At 38.5% G+C, this 23,926-nt stretch carries 18 protein-coding genes; 4 read left to right on the forward strand and 14 right to left on the reverse strand.

Annotated features, from left to right (window positions below):
- Positions 1–30: 30 nt before the first annotated feature.
- The 5 genes from ND2E_RS05755 to ND2E_RS05735 form a co-directional block, all read right to left on the reverse strand.
- Complete coding sequence (locus ND2E_RS05755; RefSeq protein ID WP_033094906.1) at positions 31–984, reverse strand: tyrosine-type recombinase/integrase; 954 nt, start codon at positions 982–984, stop codon at positions 31–33.
- Positions 965–1,453: a hypothetical protein gene (locus ND2E_RS05750; RefSeq protein WP_150113779.1), complete on the reverse strand. Its 489-nt coding sequence runs from the start codon at positions 1,451–1,453 to the stop codon at positions 965–967. The genes ND2E_RS05755 and ND2E_RS05750 overlap by 20 nt, the downstream gene beginning before the upstream one ends.
- On the reverse strand, positions 1,440–2,201 hold the full coding sequence (istB, locus tag ND2E_RS05745) for an IS21-like element helper ATPase IstB (RefSeq protein WP_033094908.1): 762 nt from the start codon (positions 2,199–2,201) through the stop codon (positions 1,440–1,442). The genes ND2E_RS05750 and istB overlap by 14 nt, the downstream gene beginning before the upstream one ends.
- Positions 2,194–3,738 (reverse strand): IS21 family transposase, encoded by a 1,545-nt coding sequence (gene istA / locus ND2E_RS05740; RefSeq protein ID WP_033094909.1) that lies wholly within the window; start codon positions 3,736–3,738, stop codon positions 2,194–2,196. The genes istB and istA overlap by 8 nt, the downstream gene beginning before the upstream one ends.
- 175 nt (positions 3,739–3,913) lie before the next feature.
- Complete coding sequence (locus ND2E_RS05735) at positions 3,914–4,198, reverse strand: hypothetical protein (protein ID WP_052056801.1); 285 nt, start codon at positions 4,196–4,198, stop codon at positions 3,914–3,916.
- 334 nt (positions 4,199–4,532) lie between these two features.
- Here ND2E_RS05735 and ND2E_RS0121735 point away from each other — a divergent pair, with 334 nt between their 5' ends.
- Positions 4,533–5,348 carry a hypothetical protein gene (locus ND2E_RS0121735; protein ID WP_150113780.1) on the forward strand — a complete coding sequence of 272 codons (816 nt, stop codon included), beginning with the start codon at positions 4,533–4,535 and terminating at the stop codon, positions 5,346–5,348.
- Between the two features lie 135 nt (positions 5,349–5,483).
- On the opposite strand, the gene ND2E_RS05730 is transcribed toward ND2E_RS0121735, so the two are convergent.
- From ND2E_RS05730 to ND2E_RS05695, 8 genes are all read right to left on the reverse strand, one after another.
- Complete coding sequence (locus tag ND2E_RS05730; RefSeq protein ID WP_033094911.1) at positions 5,484–5,822, reverse strand: HipA N-terminal domain-containing protein; 339 nt, start codon at positions 5,820–5,822, stop codon at positions 5,484–5,486.
- Positions 5,823–6,894: 1,072 nt separating this feature from the next.
- Entirely contained in the window at positions 6,895–12,522 is a 5,628-nt protein-coding gene (locus ND2E_RS05725; protein WP_033094912.1) for a calcium-binding protein, read from the reverse strand.
- On the reverse strand, positions 12,509–14,080 hold the full coding sequence (locus ND2E_RS23505) for a hypothetical protein (protein ID WP_033094913.1): 1,572 nt from the start codon (positions 14,078–14,080) through the stop codon (positions 12,509–12,511). The genes ND2E_RS05725 and ND2E_RS23505 overlap by 14 nt, the downstream gene beginning before the upstream one ends.
- A gap of 22 nt (positions 14,081–14,102) precedes the next feature.
- Complete coding sequence (locus ND2E_RS05715) at positions 14,103–14,678, reverse strand: hypothetical protein (protein WP_033094914.1); 576 nt, start codon at positions 14,676–14,678, stop codon at positions 14,103–14,105.
- Between the two features lie 89 nt (positions 14,679–14,767).
- Positions 14,768–16,207 carry an HlyD family type I secretion periplasmic adaptor subunit gene (locus tag ND2E_RS05710; protein ID WP_052056802.1) on the reverse strand — a complete coding sequence of 480 codons (1,440 nt, stop codon included), beginning with the start codon at positions 16,205–16,207 and terminating at the stop codon, positions 14,768–14,770.
- Positions 16,197–18,503 (reverse strand): type I secretion system permease/ATPase, encoded by a 2,307-nt coding sequence (locus tag ND2E_RS05705; protein ID WP_081962078.1) that lies wholly within the window; start codon positions 18,501–18,503, stop codon positions 16,197–16,199. Before ND2E_RS05705 ends, ND2E_RS05710 begins: the two co-directional genes overlap by 11 nt.
- Before the next feature lie 172 nt (positions 18,504–18,675).
- Positions 18,676–19,521: an acyltransferase family protein gene (locus tag ND2E_RS23625; RefSeq protein ID WP_395858444.1), complete on the reverse strand. Its 846-nt coding sequence runs from the start codon at positions 19,519–19,521 to the stop codon at positions 18,676–18,678.
- Between the two features lie 43 nt (positions 19,522–19,564).
- Positions 19,565–20,470 (reverse strand): LysR family transcriptional regulator, encoded by a 906-nt coding sequence (locus ND2E_RS05695; protein WP_033094916.1) that lies wholly within the window; start codon positions 20,468–20,470, stop codon positions 19,565–19,567.
- A gap of 98 nt (positions 20,471–20,568) precedes the next feature.
- On the opposite strand from ND2E_RS05695, the gene ND2E_RS05690 reads away from it, so the two are divergent.
- The 3 genes from ND2E_RS05690 to ND2E_RS05680 all read left to right on the forward strand — a co-directional run bounded on the left by ND2E_RS05690 (position 20,569) and on the right by ND2E_RS05680 (position 22,735).
- Positions 20,569–21,177 (forward strand): short chain dehydrogenase, encoded by a 609-nt coding sequence (locus ND2E_RS05690; protein WP_033094917.1) that lies wholly within the window; start codon positions 20,569–20,571, stop codon positions 21,175–21,177.
- 46 nt (positions 21,178–21,223) lie between these two features.
- Positions 21,224–22,129, forward strand: a complete 906-nt coding sequence (locus ND2E_RS05685; RefSeq protein ID WP_052056804.1) for an MBL fold metallo-hydrolase — start codon at positions 21,224–21,226, stop codon at positions 22,127–22,129.
- Positions 22,130–22,258: 129 nt separating this feature from the next.
- Positions 22,259–22,735: a hypothetical protein gene (locus ND2E_RS05680; RefSeq protein ID WP_033094918.1), complete on the forward strand. Its 477-nt coding sequence runs from the start codon at positions 22,259–22,261 to the stop codon at positions 22,733–22,735.
- 34 nt (positions 22,736–22,769) lie between these two features.
- On the opposite strand, the gene ND2E_RS05675 is transcribed toward ND2E_RS05680, so the two are convergent.
- Positions 22,770–23,918: an efflux RND transporter periplasmic adaptor subunit gene (locus ND2E_RS05675; RefSeq protein WP_052056806.1), complete on the reverse strand. Its 1,149-nt coding sequence runs from the start codon at positions 23,916–23,918 to the stop codon at positions 22,770–22,772.
- Positions 23,919–23,926 lie beyond the last annotated feature (8 nt).

Consider the following 23,926-nt stretch of genomic DNA (forward strand, 5'->3'; position numbering starts at 1 on the left):
TTGGCAAGAAGAAGGTTTAAAACTTACTAATTAAAACAACCCGCTACCACCTTCAGCCGAAGGGTGAGTAGCCTCATAAACTTCAGACAGTTTTTTACGGCTAACATGAGTATAAAGTTGCGTGGTAAGAATGCTGGCATGTCCTAACATTTCTTGGATATGACGTAAATCAGCACCATTATCTAACATGGTGGTTGCGGTATTATGGCGGAATAAGTGGCAAGCGCCTGTGCGGTCAAACCCTGCTATTTTGACATATTGAGAGGCCATATCTGATAGTTTACCTGGTACATAGCGTTTACCATTGTTAGCCAAAAATAATGCCTTCCCTGAACCAATGAATGCAAACATGGGTCGTATCTTACCGATGTAGAACGCTAGCCATTCACAACCTCGTTGGCTAATTGGCACCAAACGCTCTTTCTTGCCTTTACCATGTACACGAACCATTTTCCCGGTAAAGTCGATATCATCACCATTGAGCTTAACCAGCTCGCCACGGCGAATACCGGTGGCAAAGAATGTTTCGAGTATAGCTCTATCTCTTAGCCCCTTAATGCCAAACAATAACGGCTGCTCTAAGATAATTTCTATTTCTTCAACACTGTATAGGGCTTTCGGTATCTGATGCCCCTTACTTGGCAGCTCTATGTCAGCTAGCGTATTTTTAGCTAGTAATCCCTTTCTGTGCATATACTTCACAAAAGTTTTTACATAGGTAAGCAAATTACGCTTTTGGGCAGGGCTTAGTGGATCATTATCTAGCGCTTTACGGTATGAGTTCAAATAATTGGCATAATCATCCATCAAATCCAAATCAATTTGGTCAATGAGTGTAATATTCCGATCTAAACACCAAAGAAAGAATTTCTTTAGACCACCACGTTTATTACGCACAGTATCTGAGCCTTGCGACTTAGCAAGGCAAAGCTCAAGATAGTATTGTACACATCGCCAGATGCGCTTAGTGGTAGGCTTTTGCATTTATCAGCTCTTTAGCATATGACATACCTGTATCAACAAAAGCTTTGGGCTCAGGCTTATGCCAATAAATTATTAGTTTATCCCCTTTGCGAGTACGACCGATACGATACCCTGTTGCAGAGATTATATTGTCTCGCTCATCCACAGATGAAAAAACAATACACCCACGAAACAGTTCATGACCGCTGGCACGAATTAACCCGCAACGTTGTAAACTACCACGAATAGCAGCCCTTTCTGGGGACTTAGCTTTGGGTAAGTACGTTCCCATAGTCCTATCACAGAAACCAACAAATGCATCTACACAGTGGTCATCAAGCACTTGACAATGAGACTGTACAAATTGCTGGGCTATTTGACTATTTAGATAGCGTTGTTGGTAATAGGTGAATGTTTGTTTTATATGTACCTCATCCAGATTTATTTGCCCTAATACTGCTAGATATTGATGCTGATTAATGTTCATCATAATCTCCCTCATCTGTTATTCGCTTTAATTTACGAATTGACTCGCCTTTTAACTCTATTTTATGAGCGTTATGAACAACCCTATCAAGTACTGAGTCCGCAATTGTTGAGTCTTGGAAGCTCTCATGCCATGTCGATACAGGGTATTGCGAGGTGATTAACAAAGAGCTATTTAAATCTCGAGACTCTATTAACTCGAAAAACAAATGTCGCTCACCTTTTCCCATGAGTGCATTACCCCAATCATCAAGAATAAGTAATGGTGCACGGTTCATTTTCCTCAAGAACTGCTTCAGTTTCTCTTCTTTTTGCGCAGCTACCAGATCTAAAAACAAGGTAGACAAACGATAGAATAGAACAGGTATATGCTGCTTAATTGCCTCTTGAGCAATAGCACATGCCAATGTCGTTTTCCCCATACCAGTAGGGCCTATAATTAACAAGTGGTGATGTGCTTTTATCCAATCCGACGTGGCAAGCTGTGATACTTGGCTAGGCTTTAATGATGGATATAACTCATAATTAATATCGCTAATGAAAGTATTGGGATAGCGCAGCTTTGCTTGCTTAAGTAGAGTTTTGATGCGCTTTTCTGAATTAAACACAAGCTGACTATCTAGAATTTCACCAAATCTCGTTTCAAAGTCAAGCTTATGATAAGTCGTTGTACCACATTGGTGCTCAAATGCTTGTAACGCGCCATTAAGTTTTAACTGTTCAAGTTTTGAAGTGATAAGTTTCTTATCCATGATGACGCTCCTCGAAGTAATCTTTACCTCGAATATTACTGTGGCCAACACTATTAGACTCAGAGGTTGTGTCAAATGCTTTGGCTCGAATCACTAGCGCTAAATCAGTAGGTGTTGTTATGTTATGTGTAAGTGCATAATGGCATGCAGAAGAAAAAACTTCTTCGCCACAAGTGTCACATAGTTTTTGAAGTGCTGAACATCGCTTCCCTACAGCTCTCGACTGAGGGTTCTTAGTAAACTCATATTGTTGCTCTACGAACCTTTCGGCGTCACTACTGATACCGTGCGCCCATGATAAGAAGACATCTTTGTTCTTGCGCGATTCGGCAAGGTGACTCGATTTCATGTGCTCGACCAATCGCGTTTCTCCTCTTTCTACTTCATTAATAATATGACGCGCAACTTCTTTGTTCTGATAACGCACTATTAGCTCATTGTCTGTTGCTTGAACTAACACCCTATTATTGCGTAAATAGTACGGAACAGAATAATAATGTCCATCATGCAATATCATATAATCCACAGGTACAGTGACAACTCGTTGTACATTCATTGCTTTATAAGGCTGGGCAGGAAGCTGATTTAGCGCCTTCTTCTCATCTCTATCAAATAAGTCATTCCGGCTAAAAGTGAACTTTTGAAAAAGTAATTTATTTAGTTTATCGACTTCCTGGATAAGGTACGCATTAACTTCAAAAGCACTAAAAAATGTCACGTCATTTTTCATTGGAACGAGAACCCGTTGGGTGATAAATTTCACTGCGGCTTCAGCATTGCCATTATCGGTTGGTGTGGCTACACGAGATGTATCACATATACACCCATAGTGGCTGGCAAACGCTTTGGCATTGTCATTGAGGTTTGCAAGTCTTCCTGATTTTGTAACCATAGCTTTAGCATTATCAAATTGAACCACCTCTGGCACGCCACCGTAATACCCTATGGCTTTAGTTAATGCATACACCCAGCTTTTTGAGGTCATATCTGAAGTTGCGAAGGCAAAGAGTTTTTTCGAATAACCCAAACATGCAACAAAAATGCTTAGAGCTATTTCTTTACCACGTGCCTGGTAATGAACTTTCATACCAGCGTAATCAATAAACATCACTTCACCTGGAAGATATTGTTGTTTCATCACGGCTCTTCGGTTTCGATTATCATCACGCACCAATTCAAAGTAACGTGTTTTACCGTATGCTTTATCTCCATATTTAGCTTTGTATTCTAAAAACTGAACTGTGCAACTTTTTCTATATTTTGTTTTCTTTAGTCTTTCTTTATGATGTGCCTCAAAGTCAGGGAGGATTTTGTCATACTGCTGTGCATATTTTTTGGGGTAGATAGCTTGGAACAGCTCATCATCATTAAGTTTTTCTATTTCTTTATAAGTTATAGGTAATTGGAGAACTTTCTTTCTCAAGCGTCCTATAATTTGGTGTGAGCTATTATTCAACCTAGCAATTTGCCGGTTAGAATAAATGCCAAAACAACATAGCAGTCTCAAGTTTTCTCGTAATGTATTTACAGCTTTCATAAATCACCTCTGTTTAGTTAAAACAAAGGCGCACGAGGCACCTTGACAAACTAGCGGTCTAGTACCAAACTTACTCTGTCGGCTTCTCATTCGACAAAGAACACAAGTCTCAGTATTAGGTTCCAGCCTTACTGAGATTTTGTGTTTGTGCACCTCAATAAAATTATCTATTCATTTATTCCTCCTTGATCGATACGCATGTTTGATCGCAACGTTGTAGTGCAATCCAAGTTGCTACATCTTTTGTTAAAGCGAACTTTCCTCGTCTTTTAGAAATACTAAAGACTGTTATTGGAATGGTTTGTTTGTAAATTGCTTGCCTGAAAGAATCACTCGTTTGATACCCCAGTGCTTGATAAAGGGGGATCCCAGTCATCATTGGCCCATGTAGAGTTAATAGCTCATGGAACAGATCATTTGTAAGTTTTTCAATTAAACTATTTGAGCTTAATTCACTCATATGCATTAACCAATCACAAAGGGACATATATCAACAGTAGTGAATGATTTTAGAGTTAGCTAATGACTAGTGGGATAGGCAAGCTAGAATAAAAGTTACATTTGATGTATTGGTTTTGACCAATTTAATGGGGTGTTACATTGATTAAAGTAAAATTTAGAACCAATATTAAGGTTTATACCTAATTAAAGTTACATTCAATGTTCAGGAAAGGCACTGGTGTGGCGTTTTTAATTACATTTTGAGATATTAATGACTCTCTAATGGAAATTTATTCTAAAAAAAAGTAGGGAGGCCATATAGGTCACTCAACTATAGACTGGCAACAATAGCGGTGATTTGTGGAATTCACACGCTGACAGGTATCTCAACGCCATCAGAATTCGAAAAGCAGTTTTTTGGTGAAAAAACATCAAGTCGACTCTGGACTAGTATATTTAACAAAAACAACCTAAGCCCTTCACTGTTAGAACATATCAACTCACTTTCCCCGATACTCTTTGATATTTATGTTCACCCACTTTGGCACATGGTATCACCAAACAAACCGACTAACAGTGTATGGTCAACAATGTACAAAAGGTTACCTAGAAAACTAGTAAAAATCCTCATCGTACTGAGAGAAGGGATACAAAAAAATCATTCATCTTTAGACACCACGCATGAGTTAATACGAGAGTTACTTTTTCTCGATGCAATAGATTCATTAGCTTGCTTTGCTGGCCTATTAAATGAAATCAAGTATCAACAAAACGTCTTTACTCCTTCATTATTAGCTGGCTTTTATAATGCGCTCTTTTCTACATTAATGGAGCCGCCATTTTGTGGTTGCCGACACTTCATTCTAAGCTACCTACAGCAAGTGTTCTTTCAAAAACACACGTTATTAAGATATCATTGGAAAATTGACAAACAAGATATTGATGTTTTTTTGTCTGGTTTTGATATTAAAGAGGACGGTATTCCTGACATAGAGTTTTATTTTTACAAGCACGTATTAATCAATTCAGTTGTAAAAGCCATGAAAGAAAATAATTATCTACTCATTGGCGATATACCATCTAATCCATCAAGAAAAATCCATCGCCTTACAAATGAACTGAGGTGGCTATCCGAAAGGATCATATTCCAGATAGATGGTTGCAAATAAAGCAATAAATTCAAGAGAAGCTTTATACTTACTAATGTGGACTTTTTGAACTTTTTTCACATTCCTAAATTGACAGAATTAGAGCTGTTCAAAATTAGTTAATGATAGTAAGAGGTCAACTCATTGGATTAACAACTAAGGTTCATCATTAATTATGGATAAGGCGCCTATTAGCTCTTTACCATTTGCTAATAACAAACCAAAAATATCGTCTTCATTTATTCCACCTTTTTCACATTGTATTTTTTTTAGCCAGCCTTCACTTGCTAAGTTCAAAAAAAAGGGTGGTAGTTCATCAAACTTATAAGGTGTTTCTGTTAATGGGAAATGAAAACCAATTGGTGAACCAGCACTTATATAATCCGCTAAGTACTGAAACACATAGTTTTCAGAGTTTCCATTTTTATATTCTGTTAATGAGCCTGCTAAAACGCCATTAACAAGTATATTAGCTCTTCGTTTTATATGTGACATGCACTTCTCCATAACGTTTGAACCTATATTTTATTATTGAACAATATTTTATCCAGTTACTTAAACCTAAAGCAATGGCTTCATATTTTATTTTTCTAATTGGCAATTTGTCCTTATGTGACTAAAATGCAATACGCCTCCAAGACCCCTTCATTTGATCAACTATATTAAATCCGCAATAGGTGGTTAATTAATTTTAAGTAACTTTCTCACATGAGAGTAAACTGCTATTAGTCTTCTCTGGTCCATCTACTGGCACCAATGGCGCATTAACTTTGGCAATCATGGTCCATTTCACTGGAATATACAGGTGTAAATTCCGCCCCCTAAGAACCAGATGTACCAACCAAAGGGGCCACAGTAGTCAGTTGAGTTGGACCACGATTACCAGTACGTGGACCACATAGCTCGACAGGTTAGACTGTACTGACCTCACTTTTTTAATATAGTAGTTCGATTAAATTGACGTTAGTCGCCATCAACTTTTGAGTTTAACTTAAAGCTCACAGGATGGTGAGCTGAAAAACGTGCTCTACATTAATTATGTTTATAGGTGGAAAATAACGTATGACTGTTCCACCCAATTGCATCGACATTTACCATTCAATTACATACAGCGTTGCCATATAACAAATGACAAACATTCTATAAAGCAGTCATTAGAATGATTATCCGAAAGGACCGCTTGGATACGATAGCGGACATTAAAATCAATAGATTTTTGAGCTGTTTTTAGTGTTCATGAGACGTTGAGTTACCTTTATCTTGATAGTCCGCTCCGCCACAATTGCGGTCATTCGCCTTTGTTTAAATTCAGATAAAATAGAGTATTAGTTCTATCTCGGTTTCGCCCCCAAAGTGAGATAGAAATCTAAAATAAGGTTTCCTTGCAATCCATCATTAACTAATATTAATAGTCAACGAAAGAAGTCTGAAATGAGACTTCACGATACTAATAGTCCTCATCAGAAAGCGACTAAAAATATGAGATAGAATACCGAGCAAAGAAAGTAGAAACAAAGCGCATCAAGTATGCTGTAGGCACCCGTGGATGCCTACTCTTATAAGTTATTTACATAATACTTTCGATAACAGGTAAAACAATTGAGTTACTTGTTTTTGACAACTCCAATCCTGAGTCGTCAGACGCATCATCAAAGCTTGAGTATGACTGAATTAATAGGTTCAAATTTGAGTCAGTTGATGAACTTTCAGCAGTCGATAATCCTATATTTGCAAAGATATCTGTCGTTTCCCACACTGTACCATCAGAAAACTCAAACTGCTCAATACGGAGACTATTTGGAGAATAACCATTTACTAACGTAATGACTTGCTCATCAGATAATGTAATCAACAAATCACTATGATTCACACTAACACTGATATTATCTGCGGTTATACCCACGCCAAAACGCAAAATATCTGAACCACTGTAATCATTAATCGTATCGTTACCGTCACCTAAATTATACAGGTAAGCATCATCACCTTTACCGCCATAAACTCTATCATCACCTAAGCCCATATCATAAGTTGTACCATTGCGGAGGTATTGATTGTTAACATAACCATCTCCGTCGGAGCCAGCAATCACCATATTCGCCAGAATATCTACCCCGTCCCAGATTGTGCCATCAGCAAATTCAAACTGCTCAATACGACTATTATTTGAGTGATTCCAATTGGCTATGGTAATTACTTGACCATCAGACAACGTGATTAACATATCGGTATTTTCTGCACTCACACTGATATTATCCACCGTTATACCCGCACCAAAACGTAAAATATCTGAACCACTGTAATCATTAATCGTATCGTTACCGTCACCTAAATTATACAGGTAAGCATCATCTCCTTTCCCCCCATAAACAGAGTCATTACCTACACTCGTCTCATAGGTCGTGCTGTGAAGTAGGTATTGGTTATTGATAGAGTCATCACCGTCTGTACCAGTAACCACCATATTCCCGAGAATATCTGCCGCTGCCCAAGTGGTACCATCAGCAAATTCAAACTGCTCTATGCGACTACTATAAGAGTGATACCAACTGGTAATGGTAATCACTTGTCCATCAGACAAGGTAATTAACATATCCTTTTCATTAGCACTCACACTAATATTATCTGCTGTTATACCTGCGCCAAAGCGTATGATGTCTGAGCCACCATAATCATTAATCGTGTCGTTACCGTCACCTAAGTTATAAAGGTAAGCATCATCTCCTTTCCCCCCATAAATAGAGTCATTACCTAGACCCGTATTATAGGTAGTACTGTGAAGTAGGTATTGGTTATTGATCGTGTCATCACCGTCGGAACCAGCAATCACCATATTCGCCAGGATATCTGCCGCGTTCCAGGTTGTGCCATCAGCAAATTCAAACTGCTCAATGCGACTAGAGTATGAAGAGTACCAATTAGTGATGGTTACCGTCTCCCCTGAAGCAAAGCTAATCAGCATATCTCTTTCATTTGCTTGAACTAGAATGTTTTCGGGAGTGATACCTACGCCAAGTAATAATGTGTCTGAGCCTGATGAGTCACTGATTACATCATTACCATCACCTATATCAAATAGGTAGCTATCATCACCTGTGCCACCACTGACAATATCATTGCCTAAACCAGTATCATAATTGGTACCATAACTTAAATATTGATAGTTAATACTATCGTCATCATCGGTACCCATAACTACCGTATTAGCCAGTATTTCAGTCGTGTCCCAACTTGTACCATCCAAAAAGTTCAATTGATTAAATGATAATTGGGTTAAATTGTTATCGACAAAAATGATTGAACCCTCACCTGAATTCGATATGGTAAAGTCCCCATCATAAGATAAAGTCATGCCCATTCTCGTTCTTCCGGATTGGAGCCTACCATTTGCATAAAGCCTGAGTACCTCTGCTCGTGAAAGCTCTCGAATCCAGCCCCATCCTCCACTAACAGTATTATCTTGACCATCATTATCTCTAACCCTAAGTGAACCAGGGCCATCAAAATCGTAGTCATCTGAAGCAATTCCACCCTGTACGGTATCTGTACCTCCCCCTGTTTTATAGATATAGCCTTCTGTTGAATATGAATCATCAAAATGATCATCCCCCTCAGTTCCAGTTCTCACTTGACGAACTGTATCAGCCTTGGGCTCTGTTAAGAGTATGCTAGCCTGATATATGTCATCCCAATTGACAGAACTATCATCAAAATCAAAGAACAACTTTTCTATTTGGTTTTCTGTGTTAACTAACGCGTTCTGGATAGTTATTTTGTCTCCAGTTAAAGTGCCGTTATCATCCAGTATTTTAATAATGACATCTTGTCCGAGAAAGTCTTGACTAATACGAATATTATCTGGTCTTATACCACTGAACTCTATTTCATCTACGCCACTAATATCATTAATAATATCTTTACCGTCACCCAAAGAAAAATAATAGTAATCGTTACCCCCACCACCATTTAAGGTGTCATTACCCGAGCGGCCCTCTAACTCGTCACTGTCACCATAACCGTTTAAAATGTCATCCCCAAAGGTGCCTATTAATCCATCACTACCTTCAGTACCTTCTACATTACTATAAGGCTCTATAGCGGGTCTAAATAACTCATTGAAATTTAAATCATGATAATCAGTTGAACCCCATGAGTCTTGATTTCCATCTTGAATGCGAATCCCTTTGACACCAAGCCCAATATATTGATCTACAAGTCGAACAGATGATGCTTGTCTAGCACCATAACGGTCTGCCATAAAAATGACCATATCATTGCCATCACGCTCAGCCCAAATAAATTCATCATTCACTCCTTTGAGGCACAAATCTCCCCTTTTATCTTCAATTCCACCGATTATGTTCGATGTATCCTTTATCGTGTCGTGACCACTACCTGCATTAATATAATAATAATTCCAACCTGAAGTTCCAATAAATAAGTCGTCCTGTATCGTACCATATAGTACGCTTTCAGCGCCGTCATCATAAATGGTATTTTCATACGTATAAGTTTCTTCTTCGGCGTCAGGGTTCTCAACTTCAGGGTCTACGATTTCAATATCAATATTTTCACTATCATAAGTCTGTGTTGTAACATCCCATAACACTTCTTCGCCATTAGCAAACACTAATTTTTCTATGGTATTATTTGCGTATGTTCTTCGAATAGTTATGCTATTTTCAGATTGAGAATCATCCGACAACAAACTTATGTAGATTTCATCGGCTGAATAAACGATATGTAAATCACTGGCGGTGATACCTTCACCAAATTGAATACTATCTTCACCTTTCGAATCAATTATTTCATCACGTCCGTCAATACTATTAAAAAGGTAAACATCACCACCACTACCTCCTAACAATACATCATTGCCTCCCCCTCCATTTAATGTATCATTTCCCTCTTGACCAAATAGAAAGTCATCCCCCTCATAACCACTTAGCTGGTCATCTGAAGCATAACCATAAATCGTATCTTCACCGTCACTGCCTTGCATCAATTTTTCATATATATCTTGATAATTAAGTGTAACGCCGTCGGCAAAGGTAAAGTTTTCAAAACCAATATTATGGGGATAGTCAACAGAACTGACATTACGTAGGGTAACCTGATCTGTAGAATTCATGAAAGAGAAAACTATATCATCGCTATAGTGATACCCTTCCGTTATATCTCTGTTCACCTTGAGTTCAGTAGAATTAAAATTGATAAAACTTATCGTGTCATCACCATTCCTTTCAACGTAAGTATCTTGACCATCACCAACCGAAAATACATAGTTGTCATTACCTAAACCACCATAAATAACATCGTTACCTAGCCCACCAATTAAGGAATCGTTAGAATCACTACCAATAATAACATCATCTGTATCAGTGCTTCCTAATGCATTAGCCTGAATCATTTCAGCATCCCAGACAACCCCATCTGAAAACACAAACGATTCAAAGCCTAATACGCCTAAGTCGTTATCACTCTCAGGTTGGATGATGTTAATTTGGTCACTACTACCGATAATATTGACATCTAACTCTCCATTATTTTTATATTTCACAACAACTTCTGAGGAACTGATATCCGTAAAATGAATGCTATCATTGGTGCCACTAACTTCCTGATAAATGTCTTGACCATCACCTTTAGAAAAAACATAAGTATCATCCCCCAAGCCACCAGTAAGAGAATCCTTACCTAAACCGCCAGTAAGAGAGTCATCCCCATCGCCGCCATCTAAATAATCATCATCAGCCCCACCATTTAAAGAATCATTACCGTCACCGCCATAAATATTATCTTCGCCTAAACCACCAGCAAGGGAGTCACTACCTTCATTACCATATAAGTCATCATCACCTTCATCGCCATATAGAGTGTCATTGTCGGAACCACCATAAACACTATCATTGCCTAAACCTGCAACAAGGTAGTCATTTCCTTCATTACCATAAATAATGTCATTACCTTCATTGCCATAAATAAAGTCATTACCTGCTCCAGCAATTAAGGTATTCGCTCGAAAGTTACCAATGAGGAGATCGTCTGATTCACCTACATTAGTGAAATCAAGGGAATCAATCCCTAAATCCTCGCGTAAAGTTAAAGCACGATCAACTACTTTCCCTTGGGTATATTCAAAATTAAGAGTATGTTCATCCTTTGCATGTGCTTCGTATGAAAGTTGTTCTGGTATTCCCATCTCTTTATAAATACCATTTGCAAATGTAACGTTATCACCTTTTAAGCCAGTCGACACTGTGTCATAGTATCCAGTCATTAAGTGTGCTAATTCATGGATAATGCCAAACTCTAATGTGCTACTTACCGCTTTACCTGTGGTGCTAATATAGGTGTAATCTTCAAGAAACGATAAATCTAGGTAAATTCCGTTCGGTGACTCTGAAGACGTACCTACTACTGTATTATCAGCAGAATTCGATGTATGCCAATCAATACCATCAACAGAGGCATACATGTCACCTTCTACATAATTGATGTTAATATCGTTATCAAGTTTAATTGCGAAGTTGTTCATCATCGCTCTTGCTGTTGGCGATTCATTATAAGAATTTATAATGATATCTCTAATCGTTTGCTGTTCGGACGGTGCAAATTCTTCGTCCATTACTATTTTATCAAGTACAGCTTCAATAGAATAGATACCTGTATCTACCCGACCGCCTACAAGATTAATACCGAGCATGCCGTTATAGAAGTTAGGGATATTAAAACCATAGGAAATTAAGGTTTTACTACCGTCTAGCTCATAAGCAACAGTATAATTACTCGTTCTGCCGTCATAATGTATTTGTGTATAACCATCGGCTTCTATATCACCTTCTGGCCTATCAGTAATGGTTTGCTCTCCCCAAAAAGTGCCTAAGCCTGCGATATAACCTACATCACTAAAATCGTCTACGCGGGTGATTATCTGCCCCATACCGTCTGAATCTTTAATCTCCGTTTCATTAGAGTATGTGCCAATAAAATACGTGTCGAAGCCTTCTCCGCCGTCCATGATTTCAGTACCTAGGCGAGTTCCAGATGTAGGGCTAGTTACATGAATTCCTCCCTTACCAACAAAAAGATAATCATCTCCTGTTCCGCCATAAAGAATATCAATGCCATCGCCACCGACTAAAGTATCGTTGCCTGCACCTCCATATAATCGATCATCATTACCCCCCCCCAACTATAGATTTATCACCCGAATCATTACCTTCCGTGCCAAATTTAATTTGAGCGTACGTTTCGGTTCCAGTACCATCTATTTTTAAGACTAAATCTTGAGCGTTGTTTACTCCAGAAGACATATCGGTATATTCAAAATTCCCTTCGATATCTGCACCTAGCTTTTTGCCATATTCAAGATTTTCTTCATTATATTGAATCAACCATTGCAGCATATCAGCTCGGTCAGCTAAATACTCATCAGTGTAGTTTTCAATATCCAACATACCATTGTCACTATGGCTTTGGTACAGCGCATCGGTAGTACCTTGTGTTGTTCCGCGTACCACAAAAGGTTGTAGGTTTATCAAGGCATAAAGGGCTGCTTTATCACCCGTTGCTGCTTGGTCTGCAATTGCACTGGTAATTTCAGATATCTGGTAGGTTTTATCACCTAAACTATCAGTGATTTTTTTAATGGTACTGTAAACTTCATCGTGATCACTATTAGTGACTGCTACTTCGCCTTGGCCAAACAGTCTAGCTAAGTAATTCATCACCCCTTCGAGCTCGGTAAATTCATCACTTGACGCTAAGGGCAGTAATTTATTAGCTTTAGCTAAAGTAAAAGAGTTATCTAAGGTATACAGTAAATTCATTACCGCTAAAGAATCAACCAGCCTATCCATATCATGACTTTCAAGATCTGTAAGGGTATCTTCTACTTCAATAAAAACATCAACTAATCCACCACCTAAGTGCAAGCCGCCAAGCGACGAGACTGGATCTAAAGGCGATTTGATATCAATAACATTCACATTAGGCTCGGCCACCTTATCTGGAACTATATCGAGCACCTCAGCAATTGCACTAGCAAGTTCATCAAACTGATCACCAACAATGCCGGCGCTATTAAAAGTGGATGTTTGATTAATTACAGAAGGAAACAATAAACTAAAAGTAGAGGCTAAATGACCGCCAAGAGAATGACCTGAAACATTAAGATCTTCAGTATTCGAAATATTGCCAAGGCCAACCGCACCTATCTCCTTTTGCTTAAAGACTAAATAAACATCTGCTGTCGGTTCTTGGGTATCATCTTCAAATTCATGGTATCTAAATACCGAACCTGAGGGCGGTATTGTCCCTGGCTCTAAACTTTGTTCTTCAAAGGTAAACTGTGGTGCAGTCTCAGTAGAGGCTGTTGTGAGGCGATGGTAAAAATTGATCAAATCAGCAACTTGGTCGTACGACATACCCCAAGAGAAGTTCTGAGCATTAGCACCAGTAAAGTCCACATCAAAAATACCATCACTACCGCGGTTAGCAAGGTGATATTCTTGGGTTTCTATATTTTTAAATAAGGTGGCAGAAAAACCTGTGTCTGGTTCTGGCATCTCTGATTGTTGTACAACGATGTACTTTGAAGCAAAATATTCCGCTTGCGCTTGGGTGATATTATTATCTTCGTCATTTAATAGTGCAGCTACCAATTCATTACCTTTCAGATCTCCTTTTGAAAACAGAGCATAAGCCGCCTGTGCCAGCAAAGCTTCATCAAACAGTGTTTTAATATCCATATTATTATTCCTTTAAATATTGTTATTTCTTGAAAAATGTATTTTCAACAAGGTCAAAGTGATGCTTAGTTGAAAGGTGATTCCCTTTATTATCCCTACCTGTTTGGCAATAAACGCCTTGAACAGGGAAGATCTTGCTCGTCTTCCCTCGTTTGTTTAATAGGCTCACTGCTTTACTTAATACCTTGCCATCTGACTTTCTCACTAGGGTACTTTCAACAGAGTAAATAGGCCCAACTGATGAAAGCTCTGTTCTTTTCAGGTAGTTAATAGTATAACTGTCCATAAAACTCTCTTTATCGATTAGCAGTTTTTTATTATCGATATAAAAGCTATTTTCAATTCGATCCAATTCTCTTATATCAGTAGGTATTGACCTAAAAAACTCCTCTCCTAAGGCTACCCGCTCATAAATAAACTGGCCTACCCGCCCTTCTTCATTGCAATATTGCTCAAACAAGCTATCAGAACGCATTTTTTCGATGTTACTACATGCCGCTAAACTGCTCACCAACCCCAAAGTAACAGCAACGAAAATTGACTTTTTGTTACGGTTATAATTACTTTTGTTATAAACAAACCAACTGAAAAACCTCATAAACTCTCCTTAAAACTAGTCCAAACTAGCTAATCGCTTTTAGCTATCATCTCTAATTGTTTACGTTCAATGAAATCTATTAACACTAATTAACGCTCTCGCGCCCCTTCACTAACCCCACGCATTAATGGCGCTAATAAAAACTCCATTAATCTACGTGTACCGGTTTTAATTTCTACTGTCACTGACATACCGGGTTTGAGTTTAACCCACTTACCATCAACGTTTATTTCTTCGGTTTTCATCGAAGCTTTTAACGGAAAGAGCAAGCCCATTTGTTCATGTTCAATAGCATCAGCTGAGATATCGGTGACCGCTCCATCGATTACGCCGTACTTGGTAAAGGGAAAACTGTCTATTTTTATTTCAGCTATTTGGCCTGTATGGACAAAACCGATGTCTTTATTAAGTAAGCCTGCTTCAATTTCTAACCCTTGCCCCTTAGGAACTATGCGTAATAATTCTTGTGCTGGGGTAACAATGCCGCCGATAGTGGCAATGGCTAATTCTTCAACCACACCATCAACTGGCGTTGTTAATACCCGCAGCGCCGTTAATCGCTTGGCTTTGGACAGTTCTTGTTTGGTGCTTTCACTTTGACGGGTCAATTGATTGATTTCTTGTAAGGTATTACGGCGTATTTCAGCGCGGTAGGCAGTTAAGTTTTGCTGCGCTGATAGTATACTGGCACTGATTTGTTCAGCTTTAGCCCCTTCAAGGTTGAGCATTTCTTCTTGGTTAATACGCTCTTGCTCAAGCTCTAAATATTGATTGCGGGACACCATAGATTCAGACAACAGTGACTGTAAGCTTGCTACTTGCTCAGTGATTAAGGGCAAGGTTTTGGTTAAACGAACCACATTTATTTTTATCGCTTTTTTCTCTGCCGATAACTTAACAATCTCACTTAAGAAGCTGTCAATTTTAGATTGGTATTCTTGCAGGCTACTGTCGAGTAATAAACGCTGGTTTAATTGAAGTATCGCAAGTGGACTCATTTCGTTTGTTGAGTTTACATCGTTAATTAAGCTGCTGTGTATTTTCGAGTTGCTATTACTATTTAAACTGTTGTCATCGTAGTTGTGCGGCTTTTTATTTTCAACGCGTTGAATAAAGTGTCGCAATCGTAATAAATCAGCAGTTTGGCCTTGCCATTCATTATGGAGTCTATCGGCATCGGCTTGGCTTGCGGTATTATCAAGGGCAATGAGTTTATCCCCTGCTTTTACATGCTGCCCTTCTTTGACAAAGATAGTTTTAACCACGCCAGTCTCTAAAGGCTGAATGACTTTAACGCGTCCGCTGGGAACAATTTTACCTTGAGAGGTAGCAATAATATCTATCTCTGCCCATGATGCCCAAGCAATAAGCAAGACAATAAGCATACTAATCGCCCAGAGCAGTGAACGACTCCACTTGGGCGGCGGCGCTGCTTGAATTTCAAGGGCGGCCGGTAAAAACGCTAATTTTTCAGGCGCTAATTGACTGTGCGCTTGTGAAGACTGGGTGTCATGAGAGCTACTTGTCATGGTCAGTCTCCTTGTTAACACTATTTGCCTGTGCAGCTATTTGCGATTGTTGCACGGTTCGCCTTCTTTGCTGCTCTTGCTTTTGTCGCTGTTGATGATGTTGTTGATTTACCGGCTGTGGTGCTTGGGGGGCTGGATTTTCTGCAACGCCAATACCGTGGTGACTTTGAATAGAATGCAGATGCGCGTAAATACCGCCATGTTTAATGAGTTGCTGATGACCCCCTTGCTCAACTAAACGGCCTTTATCTACCACCATAATACGATTAGCATCTTTTACCGCCGATAAGCGATGGGCAATAATAAACACAGTACGGCCTTGGCTAATGCGCCGCATGTTGGCTTGTATAATACTTTCTGATTCATAATCAAGTGCACTGGTTGCTTCATCAAATATGAGTATTTTTGGATTGGTGACTAAGGCTCTAGCAATGGCAATACGTTGACGTTGACCACCGGAGAGTGATGAGCCTTGCTCACCAACAACCGTGTCGTAACCTTCGGGTAACTCTAGAATAAACTCATGTGCGCCACTTAACTGTGCCGCTTTAACCACTTGCTCCATCGACATGCCTGTATCAACCAAGGCAATGTTGTCACGGACAGTGCGGTTAAACAAAAAGTTCTCTTGTAATACTACGCCCACCTGTCGTCTAAGCCATGCAGGCTCAACCATGGCTAAATCAACCCCGTCAATTAATACGCGCCCTGATTCAGGTACATACAATCGTTGTACTAGTTTAGTTAAGGTACTTTTGCCTGAGCCTGAACGACCGACAATACCGATAACTTCACCAGGGCGACAAGCAAAGCTAATGTCATTTAATACCGGCGCTCGATTGGGCGCATAACGAAACAATACTTTTTCAAAAATAACTTGGCCTTTAATATCAGGTAGCGTTGCTCGATTTGGATTATAACCTGGCTCAGAAGGCGCATTTAACACATCCCCTAACCGCTGCAATGAAATATTAGCCTGTTGAAAATCTTGCCATAAATTCACTAAGCGCATAATAGGGCCGCTAACTCTCTGTGCTAGCATATTAAAGGCAATAAATTGCCCTATGGTTAACTCTGCCGAAACTACGGCAATAGAGCCAAAATATAAGGTTAAAAGGCCACCAATCTTATTAATGTAGGCAGCTATTTGGCTGTAAATATTGTTCAGGTTGCCTGTTTTAAAGGAGACATTGACATAATCTGCTAATTTATCTTCCCAGCTATTACGTAATTGCGGCTCAACAGCCATCGCTTTAATGGTTTCAACACCGTTAACTGACTCCACTAAAAAGGAGTGATTCTCAGCGCTGCGTTGAAACTTTTCTTCAAGGCGTTTACGTAAGGTGGGTGTAACTAACAAAGATAAGGCTAAATAAAAGGGAATAGTGCCAATGATTATCCATGTCAGTAATGGCGCGTAATAAAACATCACCGCAAAGAAAACAAAACTAAACAGTACATCAAGCACCACAGTTAGTGATGAGCCGGTTAAAAATTCTCGTACCGAATCGAGCTCTTTAACTCTTGCAACCGTATCACCCACACGACGTGCGTTAAAATACGCTATTGGCAATGACAGCATGTGTTTATAAAGCTTACTGCCTAACTCAACATCAACTCTATTGGTGGTATGAGAGAAAACATACGTACGCAGCCCCGTTAATACCACTTCAAAGGTAATGACAATAAAAAAGCCAACCGCGAGTACGTCTAATGTGGTCATGCCTTTATGGACAAGCACTTTATCAATAACAACTTGGAAAAATATCGGTGAGGCAAGACCAACCAGTTGAATAAAAAAAGAGGCAACAAAGACATCACTAAAATACGTTTTGTATTTAATTAAAGCTGGAACAAACCATGAAAAGCCAAACTTGGCACTTTCGGTTAATACACCACTGAAAAAGGATGTTCGCTTAGAAAGTAATAATAATTCACCGTCCCAAAAAGCACTTAACTCTGCAAAGCTATGGGTAGTCGGTGCATTACTTGCAACGCTTGGGTCAATATCTTGAATCAGTACTTCGTCATTGGCTACTTTAGCAATAATGAAAAAATGACCATCTTTATGACGTGCAATAGCAGGTAACAAATGTTCGCTTAAATGCTCAGGTGTATCTTGAATAAATTTAGCTTTAAAACCTAGACTTTTTGCCGCACGAATAAGGTTAATATCAGTCAATGACTCATCGTCATGCTGAAATTCTCTAATTAAGGCGCTGGGCTCTGCGGGTATTTGGTGAAAACGCGCTATCAATGATAAACATTGAATAGCCGAAGTAAAGTGGCTTGACATCTATTTCCCTGAGTCATAAGTACATCCTAGTAAGACCAGTAAGATAACCACTTGAATCACTAATGTAAAGAATATTTACATTAGTGATTCATCAGTGACTTGTTATATATCAAGAGCTAATTATTTTAAATCTGATTGAGCAAACTGACCAACGCCAAAATATATAAAACACTTATGTTTTTGGCCTTAAATGAGGGCTATCAACATCTAAGCTCAACTTTCCAAATGTATATTTATAGATATAGGTAAAGAAGTTTTTAAATAAGTATTTTCTATGCTCAGTCAATAGGCCGAATGCATAAGTAGATAAGGAAATTGAAGTAATTAACAATAAAATATCTAAAGGGCTGCTCGAGTTATGAGTATAAAGATTTTCCCAGATAGACATAACTAATGCATGTACTAAATATAAGGTAAATGTATAAGTAGAAATAGATCTTATAACTTTTTTATAATTCAACAAAAAGTAGAATTTTGATTGCATTGCGCATAAAAAATTCATCACAACGATAAATGTTAATACATAGTCATTTAAGTAACGATCGGCACTTCCTAAATTCAAAAAACTGAATGGCCACATTTCAATACCGTAAGCTCGAAAAGATAAGTCAAAATCATAATATTTATATAAAGTAAGTAGCAAAATACTTAAGAGCCACCCTAAGCGCGCTGAAATAACATTTAACGAGACTCTTGCTTGGTATTTGTATAACGCTACACCAGAATACCACACAGGTAACAGTAGCCATAACTTGTGCCCCAATATAGAAAAAACAATTGCAGCAATTATGACTCTCTTAAGTCCTGAAAAGAAATAAATACTAGCAAAGAAAATGTAATACCATACTTCATAACTTAAAGACCAATAAGGGGCTAACCAAGCCGGTGTTTCTGATATATTCCAAATTTCTCCGATAAACAGGCTATGAAAAGGGATATATAAATAAGCTTTGGATACTTGATAGTATTCAATTCCAGTGAAAGATGAAAATAAATAGACAATAAAAAATGAAAAGATTTAACCAGTCATAAGACTGGCTCAAAGTAGTTTTTAAATTGCGCTACCCTTTGCTGATTAGGTATAAGTTATTTGATTCCAGCCAATTTTTTACTGCAAGGTTAAATGTAACCAGCTTTCTCGGTGTAATTCTTCGTTGGGCATATATTAAACTTAGTTTATGAATTTTTACTGCCCAGTCAGGTAAAAGGTGAATTAGCTTTTTAGTTTTTATCAGTTCTTCTACTTGATAATAAGGTAAACAGGCGATGCCTAACCCTTGCTCAGCTAGCTGTAAAATCGAGCTATAAGTATTTGAACTAAGGTTTCCGCTTACTTCAATTTGATAATGCTCGTCATTTTTTACCAGTATAAGTTGATTCCAGCGTTCGTCTTGCCCATTTAAAACAAACCTACAGCGATGTAAATCATGAATTGATTTAACTTCATTGTGTTGTGCAAAGTCTTTGCTGCAAACCAGAACATTTCTTATAAAGCCCAGCTCTTTACCGACGACATCATCAGGTAGTTCATCATAAGCTCGAAACGCAATATCAAAATCCCCTGATACTATTTCTCTTTTGATAGGGCCAAAATCTAAAATAAGATTTATTTGCGGATGTTGCTGAATAAAAGAAGGGATAACATGGCGGCAGAGCGCTCGGCCAAATTCAAATGGCGCAGTAACCTTTAAATTCCCAGCGAATTCTTGCGTAATATCTCTTACCCGAATTTCGGCCTCTGAAGCTAATAACTGAATTTGTTTCGCTTTCGACAATAACTCTTCTCCCACCTCAGTTAGTGCAATCCGCCGAGTTGTTCGATGAAACAATTTAGCATTTAACGTTGTTTCAAGGTGACTAACATGACGTGATACCAACCCTTTCGATACCGATAACCCTTCCGCTGCTTTGGTAAAACTACCTTCTTCAGCAACGGTTAAAAATGTCTGTAAGTAGGAGAGATTCATTTATTAACTCTATTTAGTAAACAATACGTTCATTTTGTGCTGTTTTTTGCTAGATAGCAATTAGATATGATTTAAACACTGAATTTACAGGAGTGATAATGAAAATATTAGTCATAGGTGCATCAGGCACCATAGGAAAGCAAATAGTCTCGGCATTAACTGATAAACATGAAATTATTCAAGCAAATTATAATAGCGGCGATGTGAAAATTGATATTTCAGATACCACATCAATTCAGTCAATGTTTGACACTGTTGGCATGGTCGATGCCATTGTCTGCGCTACAGGAGAAGTTGCATTTAATGTTTTTTCTGAGTTATCTCGCGACGAATGGGATTTAGGTATCAATAGTCGACTGATGGGGCAAGTGAACTTAAGCCAAATTGGCAATCAATATCTTAATGATGGCGGAAGTATAACCTTAACCAGTGGCATTATTGCGGATTATCCAATTGCTTACGGCACCAGTGCAGCAACTTTAAATGGAGCAATAGAACATTTTGTTAAAGCCGTTGCTGTTGAGTTGCCAAAAAGCATTCGTATTAATGTTGTCAGTCCAACAGTGGTGACGGAATCTTTAGATATTTATGGTGATTACTTCCCGGGTTTCAATTCAATTAGTGCCAAAGATGTCGCTCAATATTATCTCCGCTCAGTATTGGGTGTTGAAACAGGCCAAGTATTCAAGGCCTTTGCAGGTAACTAGGTAAATCAGATTATTTAATAACTATTCAAATTTAAAGGTGAAAAAAATGAAAAATATTATTATGCCCCTTATCGCGGCGACTATGCTGCTTTTAGTTGGAGTCCCTTCGATTGCTCACGCTTCTGGCGCGGTTAATGTTGATATTTTTGAAGGTGAAACGGCAACGGTAAACTCTTACCTATTCTCAAATGGCGAGTCATTAGTTGTGATGGATGTTCAACGATCGACTGCAGAAGCGAAAAAGCTTGCTGAAATGATAAAAAATAAGGGCTTGCCATTAACACATATTTTAGTTTCTCACGGTCATCCAGATCACTATACCGGTATGAGTTGGTTGCTAAAGCAGTTTCCAAAGGCAAAAATTGTTGTCGCTAATGAAGACATTAAAAAAGATATCCTTGCTTTTTCAACCTGGATGGAAAGTGTTGGTTGGTTAGATGCAGAGCCACTACTTAAACCAAAATCTGAAAAACAACCAAACGGATTTGATTATCTAAACAATATTAATGTACTGCCCAGCAATAAGTTAAGCATGATTGGAGGTGGTGAGTTAACGCTTTCCACACACTATTCTCCTGCTGAGGCTGAGCATGTTACAACCGTGTATGTTGATGACATAAATGGCCTTTTTACCTCTGATTTAGCATACAATAAAGTGCACTTATGGATGGGACAAGGAGTAACCAAAAAGCATGTGGCTAACTGGCGTGCAATGTTAAGGACCTTTAGGTCTGAATACACTCAGCTCAATCCTAAAGTCTATCCAGGTCATGGTAAACCTTCAGATATAACGTTATTTGACACTTTAGTGACATATATCGATGACTTTAATCACATCACTGCAACAGCTAACTCTAAAGAGATGGCAATGAAGAAAATGAAGGCGTTATACCCTGATTATAAAGAAGCAGGATTTTTACTGAAATACAGTGTTGATAATCACATGAAATAAGTGACCGTAACTTAAAAATAAGTACTACTTGCGCTTATTGCTTTGGTGCAATGGCCAAGTAGTAAACGAGACAATTCGTTTATGAATAGTGAGAGCGGTTTAAATTGAAACGGGTGTGAAATAAACACTATGAGCCATATTTTACCTATGATGTATGCAATAAGTTTCACCATTTTTATCGCTATTTTACTCTGCTTGCCTATTCGAAGAGATAAAAAGTGGCTAAAGCATGGTAAATTTTCTCGTTGCTCCCACGTTGTTATTGCTCGGCATAATTATTATATGGAAGAAATCAAATGCCAAAGCTACAGAGCTGCTTTGGCGGCCTACCAAAAAAACATTGAAAATTTGTATACTTATGGCAAGGTCATTGACATAAAATATGACTTATATGATTGGACTAGTACCTATATTCAATTCGAGGATCTAACCATTGGTATTACGTTATGTCGTCCGATCCACAGCATCCAACTAGTACAAAGTGAAAGTTATATGCCAATACAAATCATGGAAGCCGATCAGCCATTTTTAGAGATTATCCTACCTTTAAAAAAGAGTGCTAACGTCAGCAGAGTAAACCTTGTTGACGTTATTAAAGAAGGCTAGCGGAAATAACACAAATAATGCCTAAACAGTAAAATTATTGAATTACCACTTTATCGCCATCGGCCAGTCTTTCAGCGCCTCTAATCGCAACATTATCACCATGTTTAAGTGAGCCTGTTATCGCAACACGTTCTTTATTTCCTTTACCGACAACAACCGCTAAACGTGAGACTGTGCTGTCTGCATTGACCTTAATGACATAGCTACCACTTTTACGCAAAATAAGGGCATCACGTGGTACAGTTAAGCTCTCTGTTGCTTTTTGAGTGGGTACGCTAACACTGACAAGCTGTCCCGCAGCCCAGTGTTTATTAAGTGCTTTAGGTATATTAATCCTAACTTCAAAAGTTTGTGAACGTGGATCTGCTCTTGGAATTTTTGCGGTAACAGCTGCCAGCGTTTTTTGTTCACTTGCTGACATGCTTAATTTGTCACCTTTATTGATGAAAGCGAGATATTTAATTGGGATGTATAATCGTGCTTCTAAATGCTCGGTATCCAGTAGCTTAAGTAAAATATCACCACGACTTACCTCACTCCCTACCCTTATAAGACGCTCAGTAATGATTCCTGAAAATGGTGCAGTTATGATGGCGCGGGACAGTTGTTCATTTATTTGTGCCAACTTTAGTTGAGCAATTTCTAAATCTGCTGCCGCTAAATCATGCTCTGAACGCATTTGGTCTAAATTAAATTGTGAGACGGCTTGTGTTTTACTCAACTCTTGCAAGCGTGATAATTCATTTTTTATATACGCGACATTGATTTTTGCGCGGCTAATTTGGGCTTTTTGTTCTGCTTGGCGCAGTTGAATGGGTAATAAATCCATGCCCGCAAGTTTATCTCCCTGATTGACAAAGTCACCAGGTTCAACCAAATAATCTACCCTTGTGTTGAGTGATGCAGTTATTGGAATGTGTGATCTACTGTATAAGGTCGCGTTAAGTTCAGTATTTGCTGCCAGAGGCATATTTAGCACAGCTGCTGCTTTTACTGGCTTTGCCATGACTTTTATTTCGCTTTTTTCAACCGCATCCTCGGCAATACTCACTTGCATTAAGTTCATTGCGATTAGGGTCGTTACTGCTATCTTTTTCATCATGTTATGCACTACTTTTACTGGTATTGTATTTACTTGCGCTAGGCTGGTTTGTGTTTGTTTTACTTCATTCATTTTTAGCATAAATTTCT

The organism is Colwellia psychrerythraea, assembly GCF_000764225.1.
Classification (GTDB): domain Bacteria; phylum Pseudomonadota; class Gammaproteobacteria; order Enterobacterales; family Alteromonadaceae; genus Colwellia; species Colwellia psychrerythraea_D.

Bases quoted from the DNA above. Each gene is read 5' to 3' on its own strand.
- istA (WP_033094909.1), bottom strand. From the start codon at position 3,738: ATGAAAGCTGTAAATACATTACGAGAAAACTTGAGACTGCTATGTTGT.
- ND2E_RS05715 (WP_033094914.1), bottom strand. From the start codon at position 14,678: ATGAGGTTTTTCAGTTGGTTTGTTTATAACAAAAGTAATTATAACCGT.
- ND2E_RS05735 (WP_052056801.1), bottom strand. From the start codon at position 4,198: ATGAGTGAATTAAGCTCAAATAGTTTAATTGAAAAACTTACAAATGAT.
- ND2E_RS05705 (WP_081962078.1), bottom strand. From the start codon at position 18,503: ATGTCAAGCCACTTTACTTCGGCTATTCAATGTTTATCATTGATAGCG.
- ND2E_RS05675 (WP_052056806.1), bottom strand. From the start codon at position 23,918: ATGCTAAAAATGAATGAAGTAAAACAAACACAAACCAGCCTAGCGCAA.
- ND2E_RS05685 (WP_052056804.1), top strand. From the start codon at position 21,224: ATGAAAAATATTATTATGCCCCTTATCGCGGCGACTATGCTGCTTTTA.
- ND2E_RS05750 (WP_150113779.1), bottom strand. From the start codon at position 1,453: ATGATGAACATTAATCAGCATCAATATCTAGCAGTATTAGGGCAAATA.
- ND2E_RS05695 (WP_033094916.1), bottom strand. From the start codon at position 20,470: ATGAATCTCTCCTACTTACAGACATTTTTAACCGTTGCTGAAGAAGGT.
- ND2E_RS05710 (WP_052056802.1), bottom strand. From the start codon at position 16,207: ATGACAAGTAGCTCTCATGACACCCAGTCTTCACAAGCGCACAGTCAA.
- ND2E_RS05690 (WP_033094917.1), top strand. From the start codon at position 20,569: ATGAAAATATTAGTCATAGGTGCATCAGGCACCATAGGAAAGCAAATA.
- ND2E_RS05730 (WP_033094911.1), bottom strand. From the start codon at position 5,822: ATGTCACATATAAAACGAAGAGCTAATATACTTGTTAATGGCGTTTTA.
- ND2E_RS23505 (WP_033094913.1), bottom strand. From the start codon at position 14,080: ATGGATATTAAAACACTGTTTGATGAAGCTTTGCTGGCACAGGCGGCT.
- ND2E_RS05755 (WP_033094906.1), bottom strand. From the start codon at position 984: ATGCAAAAGCCTACCACTAAGCGCATCTGGCGATGTGTACAATACTAT.
- ND2E_RS05680 (WP_033094918.1), top strand. From the start codon at position 22,259: ATGAGCCATATTTTACCTATGATGTATGCAATAAGTTTCACCATTTTT.
- istB (WP_033094908.1), bottom strand. From the start codon at position 2,201: ATGGATAAGAAACTTATCACTTCAAAACTTGAACAGTTAAAACTTAAT.